At 50.9% G+C, this 21768-nt stretch carries 22 protein-coding genes and 1 pseudogene; 14 read left to right on the top strand and 9 right to left on the bottom strand.

Annotation, left to right across the window (positions count from 1 at the left end; all coding sequences use genetic code 11):
• Positions 1 to 253 precede the first annotated feature (253 nt).
• The 5 genes from FD744_RS10635 to alaE form a co-directional block, all read right to left on the bottom strand.
• Positions 254 to 1888 (bottom strand): sigma factor-like helix-turn-helix DNA-binding protein, encoded by a 1635-nt coding sequence (locus FD744_RS10635; RefSeq protein ID WP_160868197.1) that lies wholly within the window; start codon positions 1886 to 1888, stop codon positions 254 to 256.
• 512 nt (positions 1889 to 2400) lie between these two features.
• Positions 2401 to 3141 (bottom strand): SDR family oxidoreductase, encoded by a 741-nt coding sequence (locus FD744_RS10630; protein WP_160868196.1) that lies wholly within the window; start codon positions 3139 to 3141, stop codon positions 2401 to 2403.
• Between the two features lie 392 nt (positions 3142 to 3533).
• A complete protein-coding gene (locus FD744_RS10625; RefSeq protein ID WP_058959699.1) occupies positions 3534 to 3818 on the bottom strand; it encodes a biofilm development regulator YmgB/AriR family protein in 285 nt (94 codons plus the stop codon).
• A 480-nt stretch (positions 3819 to 4298) separates the two neighbouring features.
• Positions 4299 to 4559, bottom strand: a complete 261-nt coding sequence (locus tag FD744_RS10620; RefSeq protein ID WP_160832537.1) for a hypothetical protein — start codon at positions 4557 to 4559, stop codon at positions 4299 to 4301.
• Between the two features lie 324 nt (positions 4560 to 4883).
• Complete coding sequence (gene alaE / locus FD744_RS10615) at positions 4884 to 5321, bottom strand: L-alanine exporter AlaE (protein ID WP_160868195.1); 438 nt, start codon at positions 5319 to 5321, stop codon at positions 4884 to 4886.
• Positions 5322 to 5579: 258 nt separating this feature from the next.
• On the opposite strand from alaE, the gene umuD reads away from it, so the two are divergent.
• From umuD to FD744_RS10585, 6 genes and pseudogenes are all read left to right on the top strand, one after another.
• Complete coding sequence (gene umuD / locus FD744_RS10610) at positions 5580 to 6002, top strand: translesion error-prone DNA polymerase V autoproteolytic subunit (RefSeq protein WP_160868194.1); 423 nt, start codon at positions 5580 to 5582, stop codon at positions 6000 to 6002.
• Complete coding sequence (gene umuC, locus FD744_RS10605; protein ID WP_160868193.1) at positions 6002 to 7264, top strand: translesion error-prone DNA polymerase V subunit UmuC; 1263 nt, start codon at positions 6002 to 6004, stop codon at positions 7262 to 7264. The genes umuD and umuC overlap by 1 nt, the downstream gene beginning before the upstream one ends.
• Positions 7265 to 7418: 154 nt before the next feature.
• Positions 7419 to 8015: a DsrE family protein gene (locus FD744_RS10600; protein WP_160868192.1), complete on the top strand. Its 597-nt coding sequence runs from the start codon at positions 7419 to 7421 to the stop codon at positions 8013 to 8015.
• A 67-nt stretch (positions 8016 to 8082) separates the two neighbouring features.
• Positions 8083 to 8268 (top strand): annotated as a pseudogene (locus tag FD744_RS25570) (sigma 54-dependent transcriptional regulator); the annotation flags it as partial.
• A gap of 257 nt (positions 8269 to 8525) precedes the next feature.
• Positions 8526 to 8786, top strand: a complete 261-nt coding sequence (locus FD744_RS10590; protein WP_034821873.1) for a hypothetical protein — start codon at positions 8526 to 8528, stop codon at positions 8784 to 8786.
• A gap of 416 nt (positions 8787 to 9202) precedes the next feature.
• Positions 9203 to 9412: a hypothetical protein gene (locus FD744_RS10585; protein ID WP_155287949.1), complete on the top strand. Its 210-nt coding sequence runs from the start codon at positions 9203 to 9205 to the stop codon at positions 9410 to 9412.
• A gap of 32 nt (positions 9413 to 9444) precedes the next feature.
• On the opposite strand, the gene FD744_RS10580 is transcribed toward FD744_RS10585, so the two are convergent.
• The 4 genes from FD744_RS10580 to FD744_RS10565 all read right to left on the bottom strand — a co-directional run bounded on the left by FD744_RS10580 (position 9445) and on the right by FD744_RS10565 (position 12431).
• Complete coding sequence (locus FD744_RS10580; RefSeq protein WP_160868191.1) at positions 9445 to 10503, bottom strand: YeiH family putative sulfate export transporter; 1059 nt, start codon at positions 10501 to 10503, stop codon at positions 9445 to 9447.
• 158 nt (positions 10504 to 10661) lie between these two features.
• Positions 10662 to 11174 (bottom strand): GNAT family N-acetyltransferase, encoded by a 513-nt coding sequence (locus FD744_RS10575; RefSeq protein WP_034821865.1) that lies wholly within the window; start codon positions 11172 to 11174, stop codon positions 10662 to 10664.
• Between the two features lie 169 nt (positions 11175 to 11343).
• Entirely contained in the window at positions 11344 to 12027 is a 684-nt protein-coding gene (locus FD744_RS10570) for an outer membrane protein (RefSeq protein WP_160834654.1), read from the bottom strand.
• A gap of 110 nt (positions 12028 to 12137) precedes the next feature.
• On the bottom strand, positions 12138 to 12431 hold the full coding sequence (locus FD744_RS10565; RefSeq protein WP_202403471.1) for a hypothetical protein: 294 nt from the start codon (positions 12429 to 12431) through the stop codon (positions 12138 to 12140).
• Positions 12432 to 12970: 539 nt separating this feature from the next.
• Between FD744_RS10565 and otsB the strand changes: the two genes are divergently transcribed.
• From otsB to cheW, 8 genes are all read left to right on the top strand, one after another.
• Positions 12971 to 13759, top strand: a complete 789-nt coding sequence (gene otsB / locus FD744_RS10560) for a trehalose-phosphatase (RefSeq protein ID WP_034821859.1) — start codon at positions 12971 to 12973, stop codon at positions 13757 to 13759.
• Positions 13756 to 15195, top strand: coding sequence for an alpha,alpha-trehalose-phosphate synthase (gene otsA, locus FD744_RS10555; protein WP_160868190.1), 1440 nt, complete (start codon positions 13756 to 13758; stop codon positions 15193 to 15195). The genes otsB and otsA overlap by 4 nt, the downstream gene beginning before the upstream one ends.
• Before the next feature lie 960 nt (positions 15196 to 16155).
• Positions 16156 to 16506 (top strand): flagellar transcriptional regulator FlhD, encoded by a 351-nt coding sequence (gene flhD / locus FD744_RS10550; RefSeq protein WP_034821852.1) that lies wholly within the window; start codon positions 16156 to 16158, stop codon positions 16504 to 16506.
• The gene (gene flhC / locus FD744_RS10545; RefSeq protein ID WP_034821849.1) at positions 16506 to 17084 is read left to right on the top strand and encodes a flagellar transcriptional regulator FlhC; all 579 of its coding nucleotides are present in this window, start codon (positions 16506 to 16508) and stop codon (positions 17082 to 17084) included. Before flhD ends, flhC begins: the two co-directional genes overlap by 1 nt.
• Before the next feature lie 132 nt (positions 17085 to 17216).
• A complete protein-coding gene (gene motA / locus FD744_RS10540) occupies positions 17217 to 18104 on the top strand; it encodes a flagellar motor stator protein MotA (RefSeq protein WP_034821846.1) in 888 nt (295 codons plus the stop codon).
• Positions 18101 to 19132, top strand: a complete 1032-nt coding sequence (gene motB, locus FD744_RS10535; RefSeq protein WP_034821843.1) for a flagellar motor protein MotB — start codon at positions 18101 to 18103, stop codon at positions 19130 to 19132. Before motA ends, motB begins: the two co-directional genes overlap by 4 nt.
• Before the next feature lie 10 nt (positions 19133 to 19142).
• Complete coding sequence (cheA, locus tag FD744_RS10530) at positions 19143 to 21125, top strand: chemotaxis protein CheA (RefSeq protein ID WP_202403476.1); 1983 nt, start codon at positions 19143 to 19145, stop codon at positions 21123 to 21125.
• A 22-nt stretch (positions 21126 to 21147) separates the two neighbouring features.
• Complete coding sequence (gene cheW, locus FD744_RS10525; protein WP_034821837.1) at positions 21148 to 21645, top strand: chemotaxis protein CheW; 498 nt, start codon at positions 21148 to 21150, stop codon at positions 21643 to 21645.
• The last annotated feature ends 123 nt before the right edge of the window (positions 21646 to 21768 follow it).

Genomic DNA, 21768 nt, shown 5'->3' with positions numbered 1-21768 from the left:
TTGGCCTGCGAACCATAATTAACATATCTCAATGTCAGCTCCTGGCACGTAGCGGAAATGCCTGTAGGACTGTGGGGTCCGAAGTGAGCGCTCGGCGGAAGCTGGTAACGGTTCTAACCACTGATGATGGCATTACTAAAATCGCGGTGCATTAATCCGCGGGGAGCAAGTCATGATAGCTGGAGAGACTTTTTTTATATCGACCTCGTGATTCACTATTCGAGATATAATTCATGAAAATACATCTTTGGTTCTATTCTCTTATTCGTGCATGTGGAGCGCTGTGTGTCATTTCACTGTGCTGCCAATGTAGAGCGCACGATCTTTTGGGCTTGATGCTATATGCCCCGTCAAATTCGGCATCTGACTGAATTATATAGGCCGTGATATCGAATCGCTTCAGACCGTGCTGCGCGCGTAAATTTATCAAGTCACTCCAAGTTATAACGCCATGCTCTTTCAGTTCGTTATCCAGCAAGGCCACAATGGAAACGGGGATTTGGTAATCCTCGACCTGACGAAGCGTATGCCGAAGACTCATCACTAACCAACCCCATCCACGGGCGTGCGCCCATGTTCGTCCTGCATTTGATTTGACCCGGTTGATGCTTAGCGCCATTCTGTCTGTCGGTTTTATCTCTATAAGCAAGCCACGGCCGTCTACCGTAGCGATGAACAGATCTGGGTAATAATATCGATTTCTCCCCCCGAAGGTATAGGGGATGACGGCTGGCTGTTCCTGATAATAGGCTATCTGTTCACTACGTTCCAGCAGTGTCAATATTTCAAGCTCAAGCCCGGATTCGTATTGCACCATACGGTCGAGTTTCTCAGAGTAGAAATTACCGGCAATATCCGAATCGTTGACCAGACGCTGGTTTGTAAGCTGCTCAGTGGGTGGGGGCGGTGTGATGGCCTCTGGCCATTCACTGTCATTCAACCAACCGGTGATGACAGATTCGGTTCTTTCCATTACTGCTCGATTGCGGTTCTGCTTACGCAATTGCGCCTTGTGTGACCGCTCTATAGCGGGCAACAATGCGGTCACTTCAGTTACTTTCTGAACGGTGAAACCGGCAGTGCGAAGAATGAACTTCGCTGCCAGTCTAAGCGGAATGACGAAATCAAAACGAACTGTATTGAACAACCACAATGCCAATTCATCGGTGGAGGTAGAAGCTGGCTCCAGCAGTTTTTTCAGTGCTGAGCCATATGTGCCCTCATAGCGTGCGCGTGCTGCTAAACGTTTAAATCCTCGTTCCTGAATTTGACGCACTCTCTCCCTGGATACGCCCCATTCCTCTCCAATTTCAGCCAATGTGTGGGGCTGATCGTCTACACCGAGGCGCATTTCAAGCGCGTTCCGATCACGCTCTTTGGGCAAATTTGCCACTGCAGCACTGACGAGCATCAGTACATCGGCGTCAGTGGCGTTATCTGCCGGGAACTCTGTGTATACGTTAAGCTCATGGCTTTTATCCGGCGCTTGTAGGTTGCCAGCGCCACTTGTTGATTGCTGACCATCAGGTGTTGGTTGTAATGTTAAGTTTCGGGCAGAAACGACACCCTTGCGGATAACAGGTGCCGGACAAATTGCTTGAACCAGCGAATGGAGATCGACATCTCCCTTCTCGCGCATATAGATGGCTAGCACTTCCACCGCATGAATATGGCTTGCCGGTTTGTCTGCCGATGGGATCAAACGCATTGCTGCTGCAGTTATGCTGCCGGAGGTGCGCTGGTGGAGCTTTGCAAGTTGAGTCGTAGTGTGTCCGCATTTGATCCCATTGACCAGTTCAAGAAACTCTCGGTACTCCCAGGGTGCGCCATGCCGGGCCGGCAAGCGTTTGGACTCTTCAGACTCAGATGCAGCTTTAAGCTCGGTCATTATCGTTTACTACCTGCTCCATGCGGGAAAAATATTCCACTTTGATGCTTGGTATTTGCCATTGCAACTTTTGTGTTTGGCATAACTGGCACGAATAATATCACTTCAGATTGCAGTTAATTACGTTAGGTATGTATGAAAGGGGTCAAGGTATCATTCAATCTGTACGTTTTGATATAGAAGCCAGACCTTGACTACCTCTAACCTAGCATCAAAGTTGTAGGCTTGTCAGTATTATCGGGAAAACCCACACTGGCAAAAGGACTGCCATGGCCATGCTGCTTTTTAATCAACTGGCCTACATATTTAACACGAATTGCCTGTTCAGCGATGCGTCCGACAAACTCTGATCGCTTACTTTCTGGATCGCTGTTTACTGTGCGGATGAAAGTGCGTGTGCTACTTCCGTTGTTGGCACGGAGCGGACATCTACAACAGCCAAGATCCACTGTGAGCGAACAGCAGACTTTATTGAATCTACTCGATAGATTTCATAACTCCTTATAGACACATCAGTAATGTACCAGCCCGCCATCTACAGCATACTGGCTGCCAGTAACATAGGATGCGTCATCTGACAGGAGGAATAATGCAACCGCAGCGGCTTCTTCTGCTTTGCCTGCGCGACCTAAAGGAACCTGGCTTACCACGAAATCTTCAAACTGCTGACGCGACTCCTCTGGCATAAAGTGCCTGAAATTAGTTTCAATTGGGCCCGGCACCAAAGTGTTGGCGCGGATGCCACGTTCGGCCAGCGCAGATGCCCAGCTTTTTACCATGGCGATAACGGCGCCTTTCGTCGCTGCATACAGGCTTGTCATAGCAGCACCTTCGTATGTAGAAGAGGACGAAGTAACCAGAACGGATGCACCTGAATTAAGTAATTTTGATAGGGCGGCAAGCTGTAGCATCGGGCCGCGCACATTGGCGTTCATCATGCGATTAAAAGAATCCGCCGTTACAGATTCCGGAGAGCTGACCTCCGCGAAGCCAGCATTGAGCCATAATCCATCAAGTGAACCCCAATAGCTAATAGCTTCCTTTAGGGTATTGATGTCAACTTCGCTTGCAGAATCACTTTTCAAAATAAGCGATGTTTTAGGCAGCAGAGTATGGGCGCGTTCCAGTCTTTCTTCACTGAGCCCTGTAATAGCTACATCACCACCCTCAGCGATAATGCGCAGCGCGCCTGCCAACCCCATGCCACTTGTACCACCAGTGATCAGTATACGTTTACCCTGAAACCTGCCCATGCTTAGTCCTTTTGTTGGCTGAGGAATGAGCATTTACCTTACGTAAACAAAACACTGTTCGTCATCTATTTCATTACGCAACTAAGGCATTGCTGATTGAACTACAGCTTCTGGTACGGAATGGACCAACTGGCGAGATGTCAGGTCGGCTTTGAGCGTGAAGCAGATCTTGTCTTTCGGCGCTAACAGCGTCGAAATTTGCAGGCGACCTAATTTGACCTCACCAAATAAGGTGACAGAAAATCCTCCACTTCGTGTTTGCCGATACCTGGCGTATAGCTGATACCTGCATTCTTTAAAATATTGAGTGCTTCCCGTCTGTTTCCTGGATGTGGGGCTTCTGTAGCAACAATATCAATGGTCGAGGATGTGTTTAGTCTTTATAAACACGTTTACCAGTTGAAGTATGCCCAGCGTTCCGCTTCACCGGGAGTCATCCCGACCACGATTTTTAGGGCGTTGAGTAACAGATCGATTTGCACGGGATCAGAGGCCTTCTGCACTTCAGTGATCAATTGCAAAATCACGGCACCGTTGGTGACTCTCACGCCACGTTGGGTGATTTCACCTGCGGCCGCTTCAATCACAACGGTTTCAGCAGTGGCTTTGTCGCGAAGCGCATCTAAGTGAAGGAAAGACTTCGCGCTATTAGTTGACTGTTGTGCGCTCTGATACATGATTTTATCCCTTATGTCCGCTACTCAAACGTCATTATGGTCAGGCTGTAACGTATAAAAATCGCAATCTATTAGTAGAGTGCGGATTTTGTACAGGGTGGCATTTCGAGTGATATCGAAACCACATGTGAAATAAATTTAGCGCATTTTGTCAAAATTGGGAGGGCGGTTATCACCAAAAACCGTTCTGGCATCGTCGATAAATCTTACCAGAACAATTTATGCTCAAAGGCATCTTCGATGTTTGCGGTTTGTTATGCGGGGATGTTTTACGTGGAGTGTATTATCAGCTTATGCCTGATAACTCAGTTGCTTCGCCAGTGGTGTAGCGAAAGACTGATTCTGGCAACTCATTTTGAGAGTGTCGTCCCTGACAGTGTCTCCGGCCGGTATACACTCACGTGTAACCGATGAGGTCATCCGCTTCGTCGTCTTTCGGCCGGAACCGGATTACGTCCTTTGGCTTCAGTTCATTTATCGTTAATTCAGTTCATTATTCAGGCTAACTAAGGTTTGCAAATAAGGTATTTGCTCCTCGGCGACTGAAGATGACTCAAAGCTCATTAACCAGTTTCTGGCTTTAGCGATTTGAGTCAAGCGGTCAATATTATTCTCTGATTTAGACATCAAACCAAGCTGTGAAAAAAGGTTCGCAACACTGATTTCCTTTCGACATAAAGCAAGGCTTAATGCGGCTTCACCAATGATAATATGGCTTTTTTCATGATCTTGAAATAACACTGAAAATCCTCCATCAGATCGAATTAATGACAACCTCAATTTAAACTTAGAAGCTATTTTCAATATTGCATTACGACTCGTCTTAATAATGTCATGGTGTGGATTTTCATGATCAATAAAAGCTGAGCCTTTAAATATTCAATCTGGAGTTTTCATCATGTGGAATGGAGGTTGTTCATTTTTAACACAGCGTGAGGCACGGGTTTTAATGATTTTATAAAAAATGGATTATTTATGTGGGAAAAGTGCCTGTTCATCAAAAGGTTAACACACCCTTTCACAGGCTATTCGAATGATTTTTGTTCGCTTCCGGTTGAGAATCATTTAGCTATCCAATGACATCGGCTTTTCTCCGCCCGGCGGCAAACCAAATAACCCCCGCACCCAATTTAGAAACGCGCCATAAGGCCTTCCCAAACACAGCATCATCAACGCAGCACCGAGCGTCCCACGCACCAGTCCACTGCCTGATGCACCGCTAAAAGCAATGATTGCTGCATAGATGGGCACCTGAAAACTCACCAGCGCGACACTGTCCCACAGCAGTTTCGAAATCCGGCCCGATCCCGCAAGCTGCATTATCCAATCGCGCCACAAGCCGTAAGGGCGGGCAACTGGCACCATCAAAACGGCACCAATCAAACGGGCATGCAGCACCTGATCCCACGCCATGCCGGCGATCCATCGTTCATTAATCATGCCCGTCGTGGTGAAAAATAAAATCAGTGCAGTGGTATCCGCCATAAAGGCCGTTCGGCGCATGCTCTGGTCTTGAGGTTGAGGCAAAGTGCATTTCCTATATGAAGTCGTGAGAAAAACAGTCGTTCAACTTTGTAGCGAACCCTCATTTCACCCTAGCCCAAAACCACCGCAGCACCTCCATCTCACCGTTAAAACCCGCCAAAACTAAATCTCCTTTCCTGCCAACTGCTTTGCACCATCCCGAAGGATCCCGCTTGATCAAACAACCCGATCAGTAATACTGTATTTATATACAGTATATTTTCGAAGGCCATCATTATGGTGTTTTATCAACCGGCGGAACTCCGCGCCATCCTCAGTTTGCCCTTGTTTATCAGTCGTGTGCCGTGCGGTTTCCCGTCACCGGCGCAGGATTACGTTGAGCAGCGTATTGACCTCAATGATCTCTGCGTCACGCATCCCAGCGCTACTTACTTCATCAAAGTCAGCGGTGACTCGATGATTGAGGGCGGAATCAGTGATGGCGATATGTTGATCGTCGATAGTGCTGTCAAACCCGAGCAGGGTGATGTGGTGGTGGCTTCCATCGCGGGGGAATTCACGGTGAAGCAACTGATGCTGAAGCCTTGCTTGCACCTCAAACCGATGAATGCGGCACACGCCATCATTCCCATTCCCGACCCGGATCAGTTTGAGATTTTCGGTGTCGTTAAACATGTCATCAAGACGCTGAGACGGTAATGTTTGCGCTGGTGGATGTGAACTCATTCTATGCCTCGTGTGAGACGGTGTTCAGGCCGGACCTCAAAGGCAAGCCGGTGATTGTGTTAAGCAACAACGATGGCTGCGTCATCGCACGTTCGGCCGAGGCCAAGAAGCTGGATATCGGCATGGGCGGCCCCTATTTCAAAATCAAAGATGTGTTGCGCCGCCATAACGTGCATGTGTTCAGCTCTAACTATGCGCTCTACGCCGATATGAGTCTGCGCGTGATGACGATACTGGAAGAGATGGCACCCGCCGTTGAGATCTACTCCATCGATGAAGCGTTTATGAACCTGACGGGCGTGCGGAATTGCCGCGTGCTGGAAGAGTTCGGACGGGAAATTCAGGATCGGATTAAACGCGAAACGCATCTGGCGGTAGGGGTGGGGATTGCGCCCACCAAAACCCTCGCCAAGCTGGCTAACCATGCTGCTAAGAAATGGAGCAAAACCGGTGGCGTGCTGGATATATCCAATCTTGAGCGACAAAAGAAGTTAATGGCTTTAGTCGATGTGGCGGATGTGTGGGGCGTAGGGCGTCGCATCAGCAAGAAGCTGAATGCCATGGGCATCAATACCGCGCTGGATTTATCGGAGCAGAGCACCTGGGTGATCCGTAAGCACTTCAATGTGGTACTGGAGCGCACCGTGCGCGAGCTGCGCGGTGAGCCCTGTCTCGAACTGGAAGAGTTTGCGCCCGTGAAGCAGCAGATTGTCTGTTCACGCTCGTTTGCGGGACGTATCACGGAGTACGCCGATATGCGTGAAGCGGTGTGCAACTATGCCGTGCGCGCCGCCGAAAAGTTGCGTGGCGAACGGCAGTATTGTCGACAGATCGGCGTGTTTATTCGCACCAGCCCGCATGCGGAGGGTGAAATCTTTTACGGTAATCAGGCGATCATTAAAGTACTAACGCCCACCAATGACAGCCGCGATATTATCCACGTGGCCACCGAGGCGCTGGATCGCATCTGGCGGGAAGGGTGCCGCTATATGAAAGCGGGGGTGATGTTAGGTGACTTCTTCAGTCAGGGCGTGGCGCAGCTCAATTTGTTTGATGACATCCAGCCGCAGGCGAATAGCGAAACGCTGATGCGGGTGATCGATGGCATTAATCAAAGCGGGAAAGGGAAGCTATGGTTCGCCGGACAAGGAATCCAGAAATCCTGGGCGATGAAGCGCGAGATGTTATCTCCGGCGTATACCACCCGATACGCAGATCTCCCGGTGGCGAAGTAAATAGCGGATTAGCGCATAACATGAGCCGCCACTTTTTACCAGGCGTTAGGAAATGGCTGAATATTCCCGTATACCGCCACGATAAGCCGACAAAATGCCAATCCATGCCATACTTGGCAAGGCCGATTTTTCACGATGTCGCGGGGGAAAAGAGATGCGTTCAGTGGTGATTAGCGCAGTTGTCGCAGTAGCGGGTGGGGTATGCGGTGCCTTACTCAGCCAAAATGAAACCCTCTTTGCCCCGAAAGCCAGTGCACCTCCTTCCGATCCCGCTATCACCTGGACCACGCCCGCTATTGCCGGTTACGGCAAAGTGCACTATGACGCCAGCAGCGCATTCCAGCCCAGCAGTGCGCTGAGTAACAAAGTGGTCTTCAAAGTCAGTCGTGGCGCGGAAGAACGCAGTCAGGTGAATCCGGCGCTGGAGCATGTGGCACAAGTGGTGAATACCTATGTGGCGGCCGGCGTGCCGGCAAAGCAGTTAAAATTTGTGGTGGCGGTGAATGGCGAAGCGACGCCCGCAATGCTGGAAAACACCCGTTTTCGACAGCTGTTTGGTGTGGATAATCCCAACCTTGCGCTGATATCGGCGCTGGAACAGCAGGGCGTCAAAGTCACGGTGTGCGATCAGGCGCTGGCCTGGCATCACTACGAACCCCAATGGATTGCAGATTCAGTGATCCATACACCTTCTGCACTCACCACGATGACCACGCTGCAAAATCAGGGGTACGCTTTACTGAGTATGTGATGCGTTTGTGGCTTTGCTGTCCCTGGCATGAACCTCAACGCCCTTATTGTGGCTTCTGCCAAAGGTTCTCTTCGATCAAAAACAACTCGAAACCGTGCTGGAAGTCTGCCAACACACCTCAACATTATCTGAAGCGGGACGACATTTATTTTCGGTCTCGCGGCAGCATAAAAAGCAGCCGAATGATGCCGATCGCTTACGTAAATACCTCATGCGCTTCGGGCTGAGTTGGGAAGATATCCAGAAAAAATGAATGCCGTTCTTTGCGCCGCTTAAAGGAAATTTCCTGTGGGGTAGCTTCACACAGCTGAAATGTTTAAATCGCGCTGCGCTTTAAATTGTCACCAAACCTGAGGTGTTTTTTTCCTGGTATTGACATTAGGTTTAATTAAAACATTAATTAAATCAATGGAGATACCATCCAGGAATAGACTGTTTTTTCTTCAAGATGCTGTAAATTACGCGGCGATTTTGCTTTAATTAACCGACGTAGCAAGATGAGAGGACAGCATGACAAAAGCCTATATAACAAAATATGCATTAACCCGGGGCATCTACATCGCAGAAGGTGAACTCAAAAATGATGGCGAGGTATTTGTACAGCGCCGCGATCGTGAGTACAACTTTGAGCAGTTTTTTAAGAAAAAAGAGTTTCAGTTAACCGAAGAAGAAGCGCTGGCGCGTGCGGATAAAATGCGTGCGGTGCAACTTAAAAAGTTGGCGAAGGAATATCAAAAACTCAGTGAGCTGGAATTTACGATTAAAGAGTGATCCTGATTAGATGGAAATCATCTAATTCACTGATTATAAAGGGGTGTGAAATTGATGTGGGTGTCCGAAAGAAATTCGTTAAGATTTCGATAAAATAATGAAACCCCATTTCAATATCTACTAAAAAGTGATGTAACACGCCGCCTGCGGGCGGCTTTTTTAATTGGCTGACAGGGTGAAGGTTGCCCATCAATCCTGACAAAGGAAGTGCGAATAGGTAACAATAGCGAAGCGGCGAAAGGTATTGCCGATTATGTTAATTCACAGACTTAGGTTACTGTAATATTACGGACCAATAATAAGCAGAGGTTCGCGTGCGCGAGAACGAGATTGATATCCATTATTACGCCACCGAAATCCGGAAATTAGCAGCATCGCATCAGGCTGGAGAAACACTGAGTGAGGTAAAATCCAGAGTGGATAGCCTCATTCAGCAAATGAAAGAGTCACTCGGCAGTGACAAAGCCTGGCAGGCGAAGAATTGGGAGGCGCTGTTGGATCAGTTGAATATCTATTTGACTAACAAGGTTGATCCGAAGTGGATGACGGTGATCTCTCATGCCAAATTCCGCATTAAAAGCCGCAGACAGACCGCTATCTATTCACGAAAACACTTCAAACAATAAGGCTTTTGCCGCCCGGTCGGGCGGCAAATAAGTTATCCAAGCCAATGGTGGATGGTGAGATTAATCGCGCCGCCGCCGACAATCAGCCAGATAAACAACATCAAACCTAATAACAGCGGACGCAGACCGGCTCGCTTCAGCTGACTGATATGGGTGGTAAGACCCAGTGCGGCCATCGCCATGGCGAGCAGCACGTTATCCAGCTGATTAATGACTGCAATCGCCGAGGCGGGAATCAGATGCGCTGAGTTAAACAGCGCCACCAGAATGAACGCCAGTGCAAACCATGGGAAAGTAATACGCTGTTTTTCCCCGCTGGTGGCCGGTGCGCTGCGGCGTACCATCACCCCGATCACCACCAGGAACGGTGCCAGCATCATTACGCGCAGCATTTTGGCGATCACCGCCGCATTTTCTGTTTCCGGGCTAATGGCATGTCCGGCCGCCACGACCTGCGCCACTTCATGCATGGTCGAACCGGTGTAAATACCAAATTCACTCAGGCTCAGGCCCGGCAGTAATGGCGAAACGCTATGCCAAATCAGCGGGTAAAGGAAAATCGCCAGTGTACCGAAGATCACCACAGTCGCGACCGCCACCGCCACTTTGGACGATTCGGCTTTAATCACCGGTTCAGTCGCCAATACGGCGGCGGCACCGCAAATACTGCTACCTGCACCTATCAACCACGCGGTTTCACGATCCAGTTTCAGGATTTTACGTCCCAGCCAGCAGGCGAGGGTAAAGGTGCTGGTCAGCATCAGTACATCAATCACCACACCGCTGACACCGACATCCAGCACCTGCTGGAAGGTGAGACGGAAGCCATAAAGGATAATGCCGAGACGCAGCAGTTTCTGTTTGGCAAACTGTACGCCCGCGTCGCAGTGACCGTGCACCGTCGAGTAGAGCGTATTGCCGAGAATGATCCCGCCGATGATGGCCAGCGTCAGGGCGCCTAACCCCAGCTGCGCGACCGACGGCAGATTACCGAGCCATGCCGTTGCCAGCGCAATGGCCGCCGTAAGCAGCAAACCGGGCGCGAAATGCGCCATACCCTGTGAGTGTTTGTGTAGAGAGATATCAGCCATAACGCCTCCTGTGTTGCCGTTATGATGCGGAGAGATGGCTTGAAAGAAAAACTGATTATATCGTTAGAACAAATCTGAATAATTGGTAAAGACGGGGATGAACGCAGATAAAGGCGGAGAGGGCGCGGCGAAATCGGTGTTCGCGGCGCCTTGTCGGGTTAAATCACCATACCCAAAATTTGCAGCGTGCTGCGCTGCGAGGCGGTGACGAACGGGATGTCTTTGATGTGCTGCATGCCAAAGGCTTCCCAAAACTTACGTGCACGCACGTTTTCAGCCATCACTTCCAGCCACATGTAACCTTCCTGCTTCTCACGGGCTTCATTAATGATGCTTTGGAACATGATTTTGCCGAAGTTCTTACCGGTCTGATCGGGATTCAGGTAGAGCTTATTCAACATGGCGCCCGTCATGCCGGAATCAGGAACCGGTGTATTCCAGGTGACCTTGGCAAAACCTACCGGGTGATCGGTCTCGGCGATCAGCCAGCTCTCGTTTTCTGCCGCGAGGCTGCTCTGCAGCACCGTCAGGCCATATTCTTTATCGATAAACGCATCCATTTCGTCGGTTGAAACCCACATATGTTTGAAATGCGCGCTGTAGGTCATGCGTCCCAGCTGATGAAGCAGTTCCGCGTCCTCGGCCTGAGCCTTGCGTATGGTGAAATTCATGTAAGATGTCCTGTTATCCGTCCCTATTGATGGTCGTGCAGCCAAACGTTCCATCGCTGACTTTTCAGCAGGGTACTTTAACAGGGAGAGACGGTTCCGACACATGCTAAGTGTGGAATCAGAATAGTGATGCGCCCTCCGACTGGAGAGCGCAGGGATGCGTAAGGCATCAGAACAAATAACGGGCTCCCAGAACAAACTGGTTTTCCACCAGATGTGCTTTCATTTGCTCATCTTTAAGGCCACGAGCGTTCCCGAATGTATTGTATCCGCTCTCTATTTTGCCCATATCCACATAACGGTAGCCAAGGTCCAGGCTCACCTGCTCAATCGGCGTGTAGCTAATACCGGCGCCGACACTGTAGGTCAGGTTGTTTTGCGTGGTTGAAGCATACTGACGAGAGGAGTTGCCTTGCCAACCGCCTGCTTTGATTTTACTGACGCCGACGCCTGCGGTGCCGTACAACGCAACGTTATAGCCGATTTGATAGTCACGATACACGTTCAGCATCAAGCGCTGGACATCGGTTTGCAGATGGTTATAGCTGGAAGTGAAAGTCGATGAACCACTGGTGAATTCGGATTTCTGACCAAAGGTATATTCGCCTTCCGTGCGCCAGCCATTGCCCCATTGATAACCGGCTGCAAGCGCTGCCGCGCCGTTATGTGCCTTTTCATTGCCTGCAACAAATTGCCCCACGCCAGGACGTGCGCTGGTATCCATCTCTTTGGCACGTTGTTCACTTTGCAGATATTTTGCAGAGGCGTAATAGCCTTCACTGGTTTCGGCTGCAACAGCGCTGCCCGCAGCAAACAGCATAGGCATAGCAAAGATTAACGCATTAAGTTTCATATGATTCCGTTCTCATTCTTTATCAGGTAGAGAACGCATCATAAGAAAGGCCAATCACGAGAAAAATTCGGTTGAATACTTAGGCAACCTGGTAGAGTTACGTAAGGTAGCTAAGAGCCTAAACGCAAGGTTTCAGCGCGCCTGGCGGTCTCATAAACGTATTGCAGCATCGGCTCTAAATCGGCATCCGGCCCGGAGCTGATAATTTTGCCACGCAGCCACTCAATTTCGCTGGTGATGTCGGGATGGAAAATGGTGTTGTTCTGCGCGTTACGCAGCCATTTCAGCAGAAAGTTATTCTTGCCGCGCACGCCGGCGGGTTTGCGCGTTTTTGCATTGATCTTCAGCGCCACCAGGATGCAGTAATAGAAATGCACGCGCTGACTGTAGCTCTGGGGGATCATAGGCTGTTACCCGCCATGACATCGCAAAAGTGTGAACCTGATCGGATTTTCATCGTCCTGAATGCCTGCCTGAAAGCGCCATTTGGCGCAGATATGGGCCTTTATCGGCCTTTTTTCCGCCTTGAACCGCGCGGTAACCGCACCATAAGCCAATCGGCGGCGCGGATGCAAGTAAGGAAAATCTGGTAAATGAGGCGTCACCAGGGAAAGAGGGCGGGCAAAATTTAAGGTCTTAAAAAAGCGAAGCGTTATAAAAGGAAAGGGGGCGATTTTTTGCCGTTGCAAAGACCTGAAACAGACACTTTTCACATGCGTTAACCCGCTACGCCTGGCAAAACTGTGATCTCCGTCTAGACTTAATGCTGACGATGTTCGCAGTCAGGTTGCTGTGTTGGCTATAAAGTTGTGCGTTTGTGGAGAGTTACCTATCGCAGTCCCCCGTTTTTGGCTCAATCTCCTCGCCTCAGTCCAGACATCCGACTGAAAACACCCAGCCTGACTTCGAACATCCTGTTAAAGCCTAATGAACAGGAGGAGACGTGACCCCTGCGGTTAATCAGAACAGCACCTTGCCGTCACTCAGCGGCGGTCTTTATGCCTTCTTTTTTGATGTCGACGGCACGCTAGCGACCATTCAGTCGCAACCCGAGTCGGTTTCCATCCCCGCATCGGTGCGCCAGCATCTGCAACAAATCTCCAATCTGAGTCATGGCGCCCTGGCGCTGGTATCGGGCCGTCCGATTGCGCAACTGGATGCACTGGTTGCGCCACTGGAAGCGCCCGCGGCGGGCGTGCATGGTGCGGAACGCCGTGACGCCAGTGGGCACGTGCACCGGCATTCGCTGCCTGGCGACATTGCGCAAACGCTGCAAACCGAACTGCAGCAAACACTCGACCAATGGCCAGGCACCCTGCTGGAAGTGAAAGGCATGGCGTTTGCGCTGCACTATCGCAACGCGCCCGAGTACGAAAAATCCATCATGCAACTGGCGGAAGACGCCGTGACGCGCTTTCCTGCGCTGGCACTACAGCCGGGCAAGTGTGTGGTGGAGCTAAAACCGCAGGGCATAGATAAAGGTGCTGCGGTACGTGAATTTATGCAAGAAGCCCCCTTTATTGGCCGCATTCCGGTCTTCGTGGGTGACGATCTGACCGATGAAAAAGGATTTCTCGCCGTTAACGCCATGCAGGGCATTTCAGTCAAGGTCGGAGAAGGCGCCAGCCATGCGCGCTACCGTCTCGACAGCGTTGATGCGGTATGGCACTGGCTGGCGCAACTATTATTACAACTAGAACATGACATCGTCGGTAAGGAGTCAAGGTTATGAGTCGTTTAGTCGTGGTATCTAACCGTATCGCCATTCCGGATGGAGGCAAAGCCAGCGCGGGTGGTCTTGCGGTGGGCATTTTGGACGCGTTACGCACCACCGGAGGCTTGTGGTTTGGCTGGAACGGAGAAATCAGTGAATTCTCTGGCGAGGAAGAGGATGAGCCACTTTCGCAGATTGAACAGGATGGCATTACTTATGCCTCACTGCCGCTCAATCAGAACGATTACGATCAATACTACTGCCAGTTCTCTAATACCGTTATCTGGCCGGCCTTCCACTATCGTCTGGATTTAGTGCAGTATCAGCGCGAAGCCTGGGATGGCTATTGCCGTGTGAACACCTTGCTGGCACAGCGCCTGAAGCCGCTGCTGCAACCTGACGATGTATTGTGGATCCATGATTACCATCTGCTGCCGTTTGCAGCCGAGTTGCGCAAATTGGGCGTCAACAATCGCATCGGCTTCTTCCTGCACATTCCGTTCCCGACGCCGGAGATCTTCAATGCGCTGCCACCGCATCAGACACTGCTGGAGATGCTGTGCGATTACGACTTGCTGGGATTCCAGACCGAGTCCGATCGCGTAGCCTTCCTCGATAGCCTGAGCCAGTTGACGCAGTTGCAGAATAAAGGCGAGAAGAAACACCGTGCCTTTGGCAATACCTTTATGACGGAGGTGTATCCGATTGGTATTGAGCCGGACAGCATCAAAGAGATGGCCGAAGGACATCTGCCACCGAAAATGGCGGCAATGAAACGTGAGCTGGGCGATGTACAAAATATTATTGCCAGCGAGCGGCTCGATTATTCAAAAGGATTGCCGGAACGCTTTCTGGCTTATGAGGCACTGCTGGAGAATTTCCCGCAGCATCGCGGCAATATCCGTTATTCACAAATCGCGCCGACGTCCCGTGGCGATGTGCAGGCCTATCAGGATATTCGCCATCAATTAGAGACAGAAGCGGGGCGTATTAATGGTAAGTACGGCACGCTCGGCTGGACACCGCTCTATTATCTGAACCAGCACTTTGATCGCCGCCTATTGATGAAAATCTTCCGCTTAACCGATGTGGGTCTGGTCACGCCACTGCGTGACGGCATGAACCTGGTGGCGAAAGAGTATGTTGCCGCGCAGGACCCGGACGATCCGGGCGTGCTGGTGCTGTCACGCTTTGCCGGGGCGGCGAACGAACTGACATCGGCACTGATCGTCAATCCTTACGATCGTGATGAAGTCGCCGCCGCACTCGACAGAGCGCTCACCATGCCGCGCACGGAGCGAATTTCGCGCTACAACGACATGATGGCGGTGTTGCGTAAGCAGGATATTACGCAATGGCGTGAGAGCTTCCTGCGTGATTTAAATGCATTACCTGCGCGCAGCGCCGATCATGGTATCGCCAATAAAGTGGCGACCTTCCCGAAACTCGCCTAAATCTGCTTTCCGGTGCGCAATGCTGCGCACCGTTTTCACTGCCCATCTTAAACCTGCGAAATCGTTTTCATTTCCTTAAGAAGTAACTGCCTGACACGGCAGCTAAAATCGCACGTTTTGGTTAAAAAACGTGCAATCGAACGTGAAAAAAGCTTTTTTTTCATGTCTGCCCTAAAGGTTTGGTTGGTCAGGCCGATAGTTATCTCAAATCAATGCGTCAAATCCCCAATTCATTCATATCACTAATGTAACGCACTGTTACATCCACTGCCGTTCGCTAAACACTCCCTACAAAGCCCTAACAGTTCCCAGGCGCGCTGCGTCCAGTCTTCACGCTTATCTATCATCATGGTGGTAGTGCATTTCAGCAATATTCCCTGTAAGTGATTAATTTAGAAGCAAATAGTTTTTACCAAAATCAGCATATTATGCTGCCTTTATGATTTTCGGTGGCTGCATGTCTCCATTTAAAACCAACTCAACAGATAAAAGATCGCGTTGTCATGACAATCGACCACACAGGCTAAAAAGGGGCTTTTTAGAGTGAAATATTAGCGAAACAATTCAAATTCGCTCAAAAAACGCACAACAGAAAAGCAATTCTGAAGCTTCCAGGAAAAAATTTGCCTTAAAAGTGTGACGCAGATCACACTTTATCTAAAATTTCGCACCACTCACGTTGTATGTAGAAATCAGACGATATAGATTTGCGTTGTTTTCGGATTAGTCTTAAAAAACTGTAAGCAGACGTCACGGAAGATGGTTACAACTCAAGAAAAGATTGGCCTGGAGTTTTGACTACTACTGATCAGTGTCCCGGCGGGAAGTGAAACAGTTCAGTACACGTTGGCTTTGCCTGATTATTTTTTGCCATCTTTAGATTTACCAACCAGCAACCCGAACCATAGAACTTTTAATTCTGTGGCCGTATATGTGTCGCGTCTATCAGGATGGAAAAAAATGGGTACATCAGAATTACTAAAACATATATATGACATCAATCTGTCATATTTGCTTCTTGCTCAGCGTTTAATTAACCAGGAAAAAGCTTCAGCAATGTTTCGTTTAGGCATCGATGAATCGATGGCAGATGCATTGTCGCAATTAACCTTGCCTGAGATGGTAAAATTAGCGGAAACCAATCAACTGGTTTGCCAGTTCCGCTTTACCGATCACAACCATATTAACCGTTTGACTCAAGAATCACGCGTGGATGACCTGCAGCAAATCCACACCGGCATTTTATTATCCAGCCGTTTACTGCGGAACGCGTCAAAAGATGATGCCTCTGCGAAGAAGAGGGCGGTTTAATGACCGAAAAAAGTATTGTTCAGGAAGCGCGCGATATTCAGCTGGCCATGGAGCTGATTACGTTGGGCGCACGACTGCAAATGCTGGAAAGCGAAACCCAGCTGAGCCGTGGTCGCCTGATTAAACTGTATAAAGAGCTGCGTGGTGCACCCCCACCGAAAGGGATGCTGCCATTCTCAACCGATTGGTTCATGACCTGGGAACAAAATATTCACTCATCCATGTTCTGTAATGCCTGGCAGTTCCTGCTGAAAACCGGGCTGAGCAATGGTGTTGAAGCGGTCATCAAAGCGTATCGCTTGTATCTTGAGCAGTGTCCGCAATCGGACGAGGGCCCGCTGTTGGCGCTAACGCGTGCATGGACCCTGGTGCGATTCGTTGAAAGCGGCATGCTGGAATTGTCTGACTGTAAATGCTGTGGCGGGAGCTTTATTAATCACGCTCATCAGCCTGTTGGCAGCTTTGTTTGCAGCCTGTGCCAGCCGCCATCACGTGCCGTAAAAAGACGTAAACTTTCTGCAGATTCTGCCGATACCTTTCCACAACTGCTGGATGAACAGGTTAAACGCGCCGTTTAAGTTTGTTCGCATCGTGGAAAACATCCAGCAGCGGCTTAGTCCGCTGCTTTTTTTTTGCCCACGATTTACGAATAACACCTGCGGCTCTCTGGCTTAACTTCTACCAACACGTTACGGACGTAAGGATTTTTTGTGCTGATTATTCTGGGTTATATCGTGGTCGTCGGCTCCGTGTTGGGCGGCTATATGATGGTCGGTGGCCATCTGGGGGCGCTTTATCAACCTGCCGAGCTGATTATTATCGGCGGTGCCGGTATTGGTGCCTTTTTAGTGGGCAACAATGGCAAGTCGATCAAGAAAACATTAAAAGCCTTGCCAATGTTAATGCGCGGCTCGAAATATAACAAAGCTGTATACATGGATTTAATGGCACTGCTGTATCGCCTGATGGCGAAATCACGTCAGCAAGGCATGCTGTCATTAGAACGTGACATTGAAGATCCCAGCCAGAGCGAAATTTTTGCTAACTATCCGCGTATTTTGTCCGATAAACAGTTGGTGGATTTTATTACCGACTATTTGCGATTGATGGTGAGCGGAAATATGAATGCGTTTGAAATCGAAGCGCTGATGGACGAAGAGATCGAGACCTACGAGCACGAGTGTGAAGTGCCGGCGCAAAGTATATCGGCCATGGGCGATGGCTTACCTGCCTTCGGTATCGTGGCGGCGGTAATGGGCGTGGTACATGCACTGGCCTCAGCCGATCGCCCGGCAGCAGAGTTGGGCGCGCTGGTCGCACACGCCATGGTGGGAACCTTCCTTGGTATCTTGCTGGCTTATGGCTTTATCTCGCCGCTGGCGTCAGTGCTGCGTCAGAAGTGTGCTGAAACCACCAAAATGATGCAGTGCGTCAAGGTGACTTTGCTCTCCAGTCTGAATGGTTACGCACCGCAGATCGCCGTGGAGTTTGGGCGTAAAACCCTGTATTCCGCTGAGCGTCCGTCGTTCTCCGAGCTGGAAGAACATGTGCGTAACGCGAAAAATCCTGCGAAACAAACCTCGGATCAGAACTCATGAAGGCAGGCAATCGCCCCATTGTGCTGGTTAAAAAGCGCAAACATAAAGGTCATCATGGCAGCCACGGCTCGTGGAAGATTGCCTATGCCGACTTTATGACGGCGATGATGGCGTTCTTTATGGTGATGTGGCTGCTCTCAATTTCCAGCCCGAAAGAGTTGATTCAGATTGCAGAATACTTTCGTACACCGCTGAAAGTCGCGCTGACCGGTGGCCAGCGCAGCAGCGATAGCGAAAGCCCGATCCCCGGTGGCGGTGACGATCCAACACGTAAAGACGGCGAAGTGAAGAAAGTGGTCGATATGGATGCGCAGAAGAAAAAGCTGGAGGAGATTCGTCTGAATCGTCTGCGCGAAAAGCTGGACCAGTTGATTGAAGCCGATCCGCGTCTGAAAGCACTGCGTCCGCATCTGATCATCAACATGGTGGAAGAGGGGCTGCGCATTCAGATTATTGATAGCCAGAACCGCCCAATGTTCAAAACCGGTAGCGCAGAAGTGGAGCCGTACATGCGTGACATCCTGCGCGCCATTGCGCCGGTTCTGAATGATATTCCGAACAAAATCAGCCTGGCTGGCCATACGGATGACTTCCAGTATGCGACGGGCGATCGCGGCTACAGTAACTGGGAACTCTCAGCCGACCGCGCCAATGCCTCACGTCGTGAACTGGTGATTGGCGGGCTGGATGGGGGCAAAATGCTGCGCGTGGTGGGCATGGCTGACACCATGAAGTTAAAGAATCGTGGTTCGAACGATGCTGTAAACCGTCGTATCAGTCTGCTGGTGTTGAACCATGACACCCAGGCTGCGATTGAGAAAGAGAACTCTGAGAGCGATGCCGCGCAGATAACTGACCCGGCACAAATTATTCCCGACATTACCGCACCGACCGGTCCCGCTGCATCTGCTGCACCCGCAAGTTCTACCGCGACTCCGGCTTCGCCGGCCAGTGCGGTGGCGCCTGCACCAGCAGCGCAGCCAGCGGCAGGCGCGGTGACACCAGACCAACCCTCACAGCCGAGGTGATCCCGTGAGCATGGACATCAGCGATTTTTACCAGACGTTTTTCGATGAAGCCGATGAGCTGTTAGCGGATATGGAGCAACACCTGTTGGGATTGGATCCCCAGGAGCCCGATTCCGAGCAGTTGAATGCCATCTTCCGCGCCGCCCACTCCATTAAGGGCGGAGCCGGTACGTTTGGCTTTACGGTTTTACAGGAAACCACCCACATCCTGGAAAACATTCTGGATGGTGCGCGCCGCGGCGAAATGCAGCTCAGCACCGACATCATCAACCTGTTTTTGGAAACCAAAGATATTATGCAAGAACAGCTCGATGCCTATAAAACGGCGCAGGAACCCAACGCAGAAAACTTCAAATATATCTGCGAAGCACTGCGTCAGCTGGCGCTGGAAGCCAAAGGAATCGCACCCGAGCCGGCAAAAGTGGCCGACGTGGTAGAGATCGCCGCCGCCCCAGCATCAGCAGCGGGTTTACGCCTGCAACTGATCGATTTGAAAGAGAAAGAGCCGGAACTGATGCTGGAGGAGCTGGGTAATCTCGGCACTGTCTCCAACGTGGTGAAAGGCACCAACTCGCTGGAAGTGACCATTGATGGCGTTGGTAAAGACGACATCGTTGCGGTGCTCTGTTTTGTGATTGATGAAGCGCAGATTCACTTCCCGGAAGGCGCGGCCGCCGTCGCAGCAGCACCTGCCGAAGCCGTTGCGGTGGAAGCCCCTGCACCGGTGCAAACTGCCACCGTAACCGACATCACCCCACCAGCCAAACGTGAAGCGAAACGTGCGGCAGCGCCGGCCAAAACCAGCGAATCCAGTAGTATTCGTGTTGCGGTTGAGAAGGTGGATCAGCTGATCAACCTGGTCGGCGAGCTGGTGATTACCCAATCGATGCTGGCACAGCGTTCTGGCGAACTGGATCCTGTGGCGCACGGTGACCTGTTGAACAGCATGGGCCAGCTGGAGCGTAACGCGCGTGACCTGCAAGAGTCGGTGATGTCGATTCGTATGATGCCGATGGAGTATGTGTTTAGCCGCTTCCCGCGTCTGGTGCGCGATTTGGCCAGCAAGCTGGGCAAAGAAGTGGAGCTGACGCTGCTGGGTAGCTCAACTGAACTGGATAAGAGTCTGATCGAGCGCATTATCGATCCGTTAACGCACCTGGTGCGTAACAGCCTTGACCACGGTATCGAAACGCCAGAGAAGCGTCTGGCATCGAGCAAAACAGCGGTGGGCAATCTGACGCTGTCAGCGGAACATCAGGGCGGCAATATCTGCATCGAAGTGATCGATGACGGTGCCGGTCTGAACCGTGAACGTATTCTGGCGAAAGCCCTGTCCTCTGGCCTGCCGGTCAGCGACAGCATGAGCGATGAAGAAGTTGGCATGCTGATCTTCGCACCGGGCTTCTCAACGGCGGAGCAGGTGACTGACGTGTCCGGCCGTGGTGTGGGCATGGACGTGGTAAAACGAAACATTCAGGAGATGGGCGGTCACGTCGAAATCTCTTCGAAGCAGGGCAAAGGCACCACTATTCGCATCCTGCTGCCACTGACGCTGGCCATCCTTGATGGCATGTCAGTGCGCGTGGCAGATGAAGTGTTCATTCTGCCGCTGAACGCGGTGATGGAATCCCTGCAGCCAACGGCTGAAGAGCTGAAACCGCTGGCCGGTGGCGAGCGCGTGCTGGAAGTGCGTGGCGAATACCTGCCGCTGGTGGAGCTGTGGAATGTGTTTGATGTGCAGAATGCCAAAACCGATGCGACCCAGGGCATCGTGGTGATTCTGCAGAGCGCAGGCCGTCGTTATGCACTGCTGGTGGATCAGCTGATAGGCCAGCATCAGGTGGTGGTGAAGAATCTGGAAAGCAACTACCGCAAAGTGCCGGGCATTTCAGCCGCCACCATCCTCGGCGATGGTAGTGTGGCGCTGATTGTGGATGTCTCTGCACTGCAATCGTTGAACCGTGAAAAGCGTGTGGCCGGTGCCGCAGCGTAATAGATAAATAAAGGGCAAAAAAATGACTGACATGGCAACCGTGACCAAAATCGCTGGCGAAACCGTGGGCCAGGAATTCTTAGTTTTCACCCTGGGTGACGAAGAGTACGGCATCGACATTCTCAAAGTGCAGGAGATTCGGGGTTACGATCAGGTAACGCGCATTGCTAACACCCCTGAGTTCATCAAGGGTGTGACGAACCTGCGTGGCGTGATCGTGCCAATCATCGACCTGCGCGTGAAGTTCGCGCAGCAGGATGTGGAATACAACGAAAACACCGTGGTGATCGTGCTGAATCTTGAGCACCGCGTCGTGGGTATCGTGGTGGATGGCGTGTCTGACGTGCTGTCTCTGATGCAAGAACAGATCCGTCCGGCACCGGAATTCGCGGTCACCATGTCCACCGAGTACCTGACCGGCCTCGGCGCACTGGGCGAGCGTATGCTGATTCTGGTCGACATCGAGAAGCTGCTGAGCAGCGAAGAGATGGCGCTGGTGGATACGCTGCGTAGCGCGTAATCATCGACAATCACGGGCTGGCAGCATCGGCCCGTGATAATTCCGCATTGAAATAATTTCCATAAAAATCAGATAATAACAATATTTATTCACACAACTTTCATTAAACTCCCTGCCTCGCCC

The organism is Pantoea sp. Taur (assembly GCF_009830025.1).
Taxonomy (GTDB): Bacteria; Pseudomonadota; Gammaproteobacteria; order Enterobacterales; family Enterobacteriaceae; genus Pantoea; species Pantoea communis.
The sequence above is the reverse complement of the archived record's forward strand: the minus strand, read 5'-3'. Positions and strand labels throughout refer to the sequence as shown.

Coding starts and splice junctions, on each gene's coding strand:
- FD744_RS10635 (WP_160868197.1), bottom strand. CDS start 1,888: ATGACCGAGCTTAAAGCTGCATCTGAGTCTGAAGAGTCCAAACGCTTG.
- FD744_RS10630 (WP_160868196.1), bottom strand. CDS start 3,141: ATGGGCAGGTTTCAGGGTAAACGTATACTGATCACTGGTGGTACAAGT.
- FD744_RS10625 (WP_058959699.1), bottom strand. CDS start 3,818: ATGTATCAGAGCGCACAACAGTCAACTAATAGCGCGAAGTCTTTCCTT.
- alaE (WP_160868195.1), bottom strand. CDS start 5,321: ATGCGCCGAACGGCCTTTATGGCGGATACCACTGCACTGATTTTATTT.
- umuD (WP_160868194.1), top strand. CDS start 5,580: ATGGTGTTTTATCAACCGGCGGAACTCCGCGCCATCCTCAGTTTGCCC.
- umuC (WP_160868193.1), top strand. CDS start 6,002: ATGTTTGCGCTGGTGGATGTGAACTCATTCTATGCCTCGTGTGAGACG.
- FD744_RS10600 (WP_160868192.1), top strand. CDS start 7,419: ATGCGTTCAGTGGTGATTAGCGCAGTTGTCGCAGTAGCGGGTGGGGTA.
- FD744_RS10590 (WP_034821873.1), top strand. CDS start 8,526: ATGACAAAAGCCTATATAACAAAATATGCATTAACCCGGGGCATCTAC.
- FD744_RS10580 (WP_160868191.1), bottom strand. CDS start 10,503: ATGGCTGATATCTCTCTACACAAACACTCACAGGGTATGGCGCATTTC.
- FD744_RS10575 (WP_034821865.1), bottom strand. CDS start 11,174: ATGAATTTCACCATACGCAAGGCTCAGGCCGAGGACGCGGAACTGCTT.
- FD744_RS10570 (WP_160834654.1), bottom strand. CDS start 12,027: ATGAAACTTAATGCGTTAATCTTTGCTATGCCTATGCTGTTTGCTGCG.
- FD744_RS10565 (WP_202403471.1), bottom strand. CDS start 12,431: ATGATCCCCCAGAGCTACAGTCAGCGCGTGCATTTCTATTACTGCATC.
- otsA (WP_160868190.1), top strand. CDS start 13,756: ATGAGTCGTTTAGTCGTGGTATCTAACCGTATCGCCATTCCGGATGGA.
- flhD (WP_034821852.1), top strand. CDS start 16,156: ATGGGTACATCAGAATTACTAAAACATATATATGACATCAATCTGTCA.
- flhC (WP_034821849.1), top strand. CDS start 16,506: ATGACCGAAAAAAGTATTGTTCAGGAAGCGCGCGATATTCAGCTGGCC.
- motB (WP_034821843.1), top strand. CDS start 18,101: ATGAAGGCAGGCAATCGCCCCATTGTGCTGGTTAAAAAGCGCAAACAT.
- cheA (WP_202403476.1), top strand. CDS start 19,143: ATGGACATCAGCGATTTTTACCAGACGTTTTTCGATGAAGCCGATGAG.
- cheW (WP_034821837.1), top strand. CDS start 21,148: ATGACTGACATGGCAACCGTGACCAAAATCGCTGGCGAAACCGTGGGC.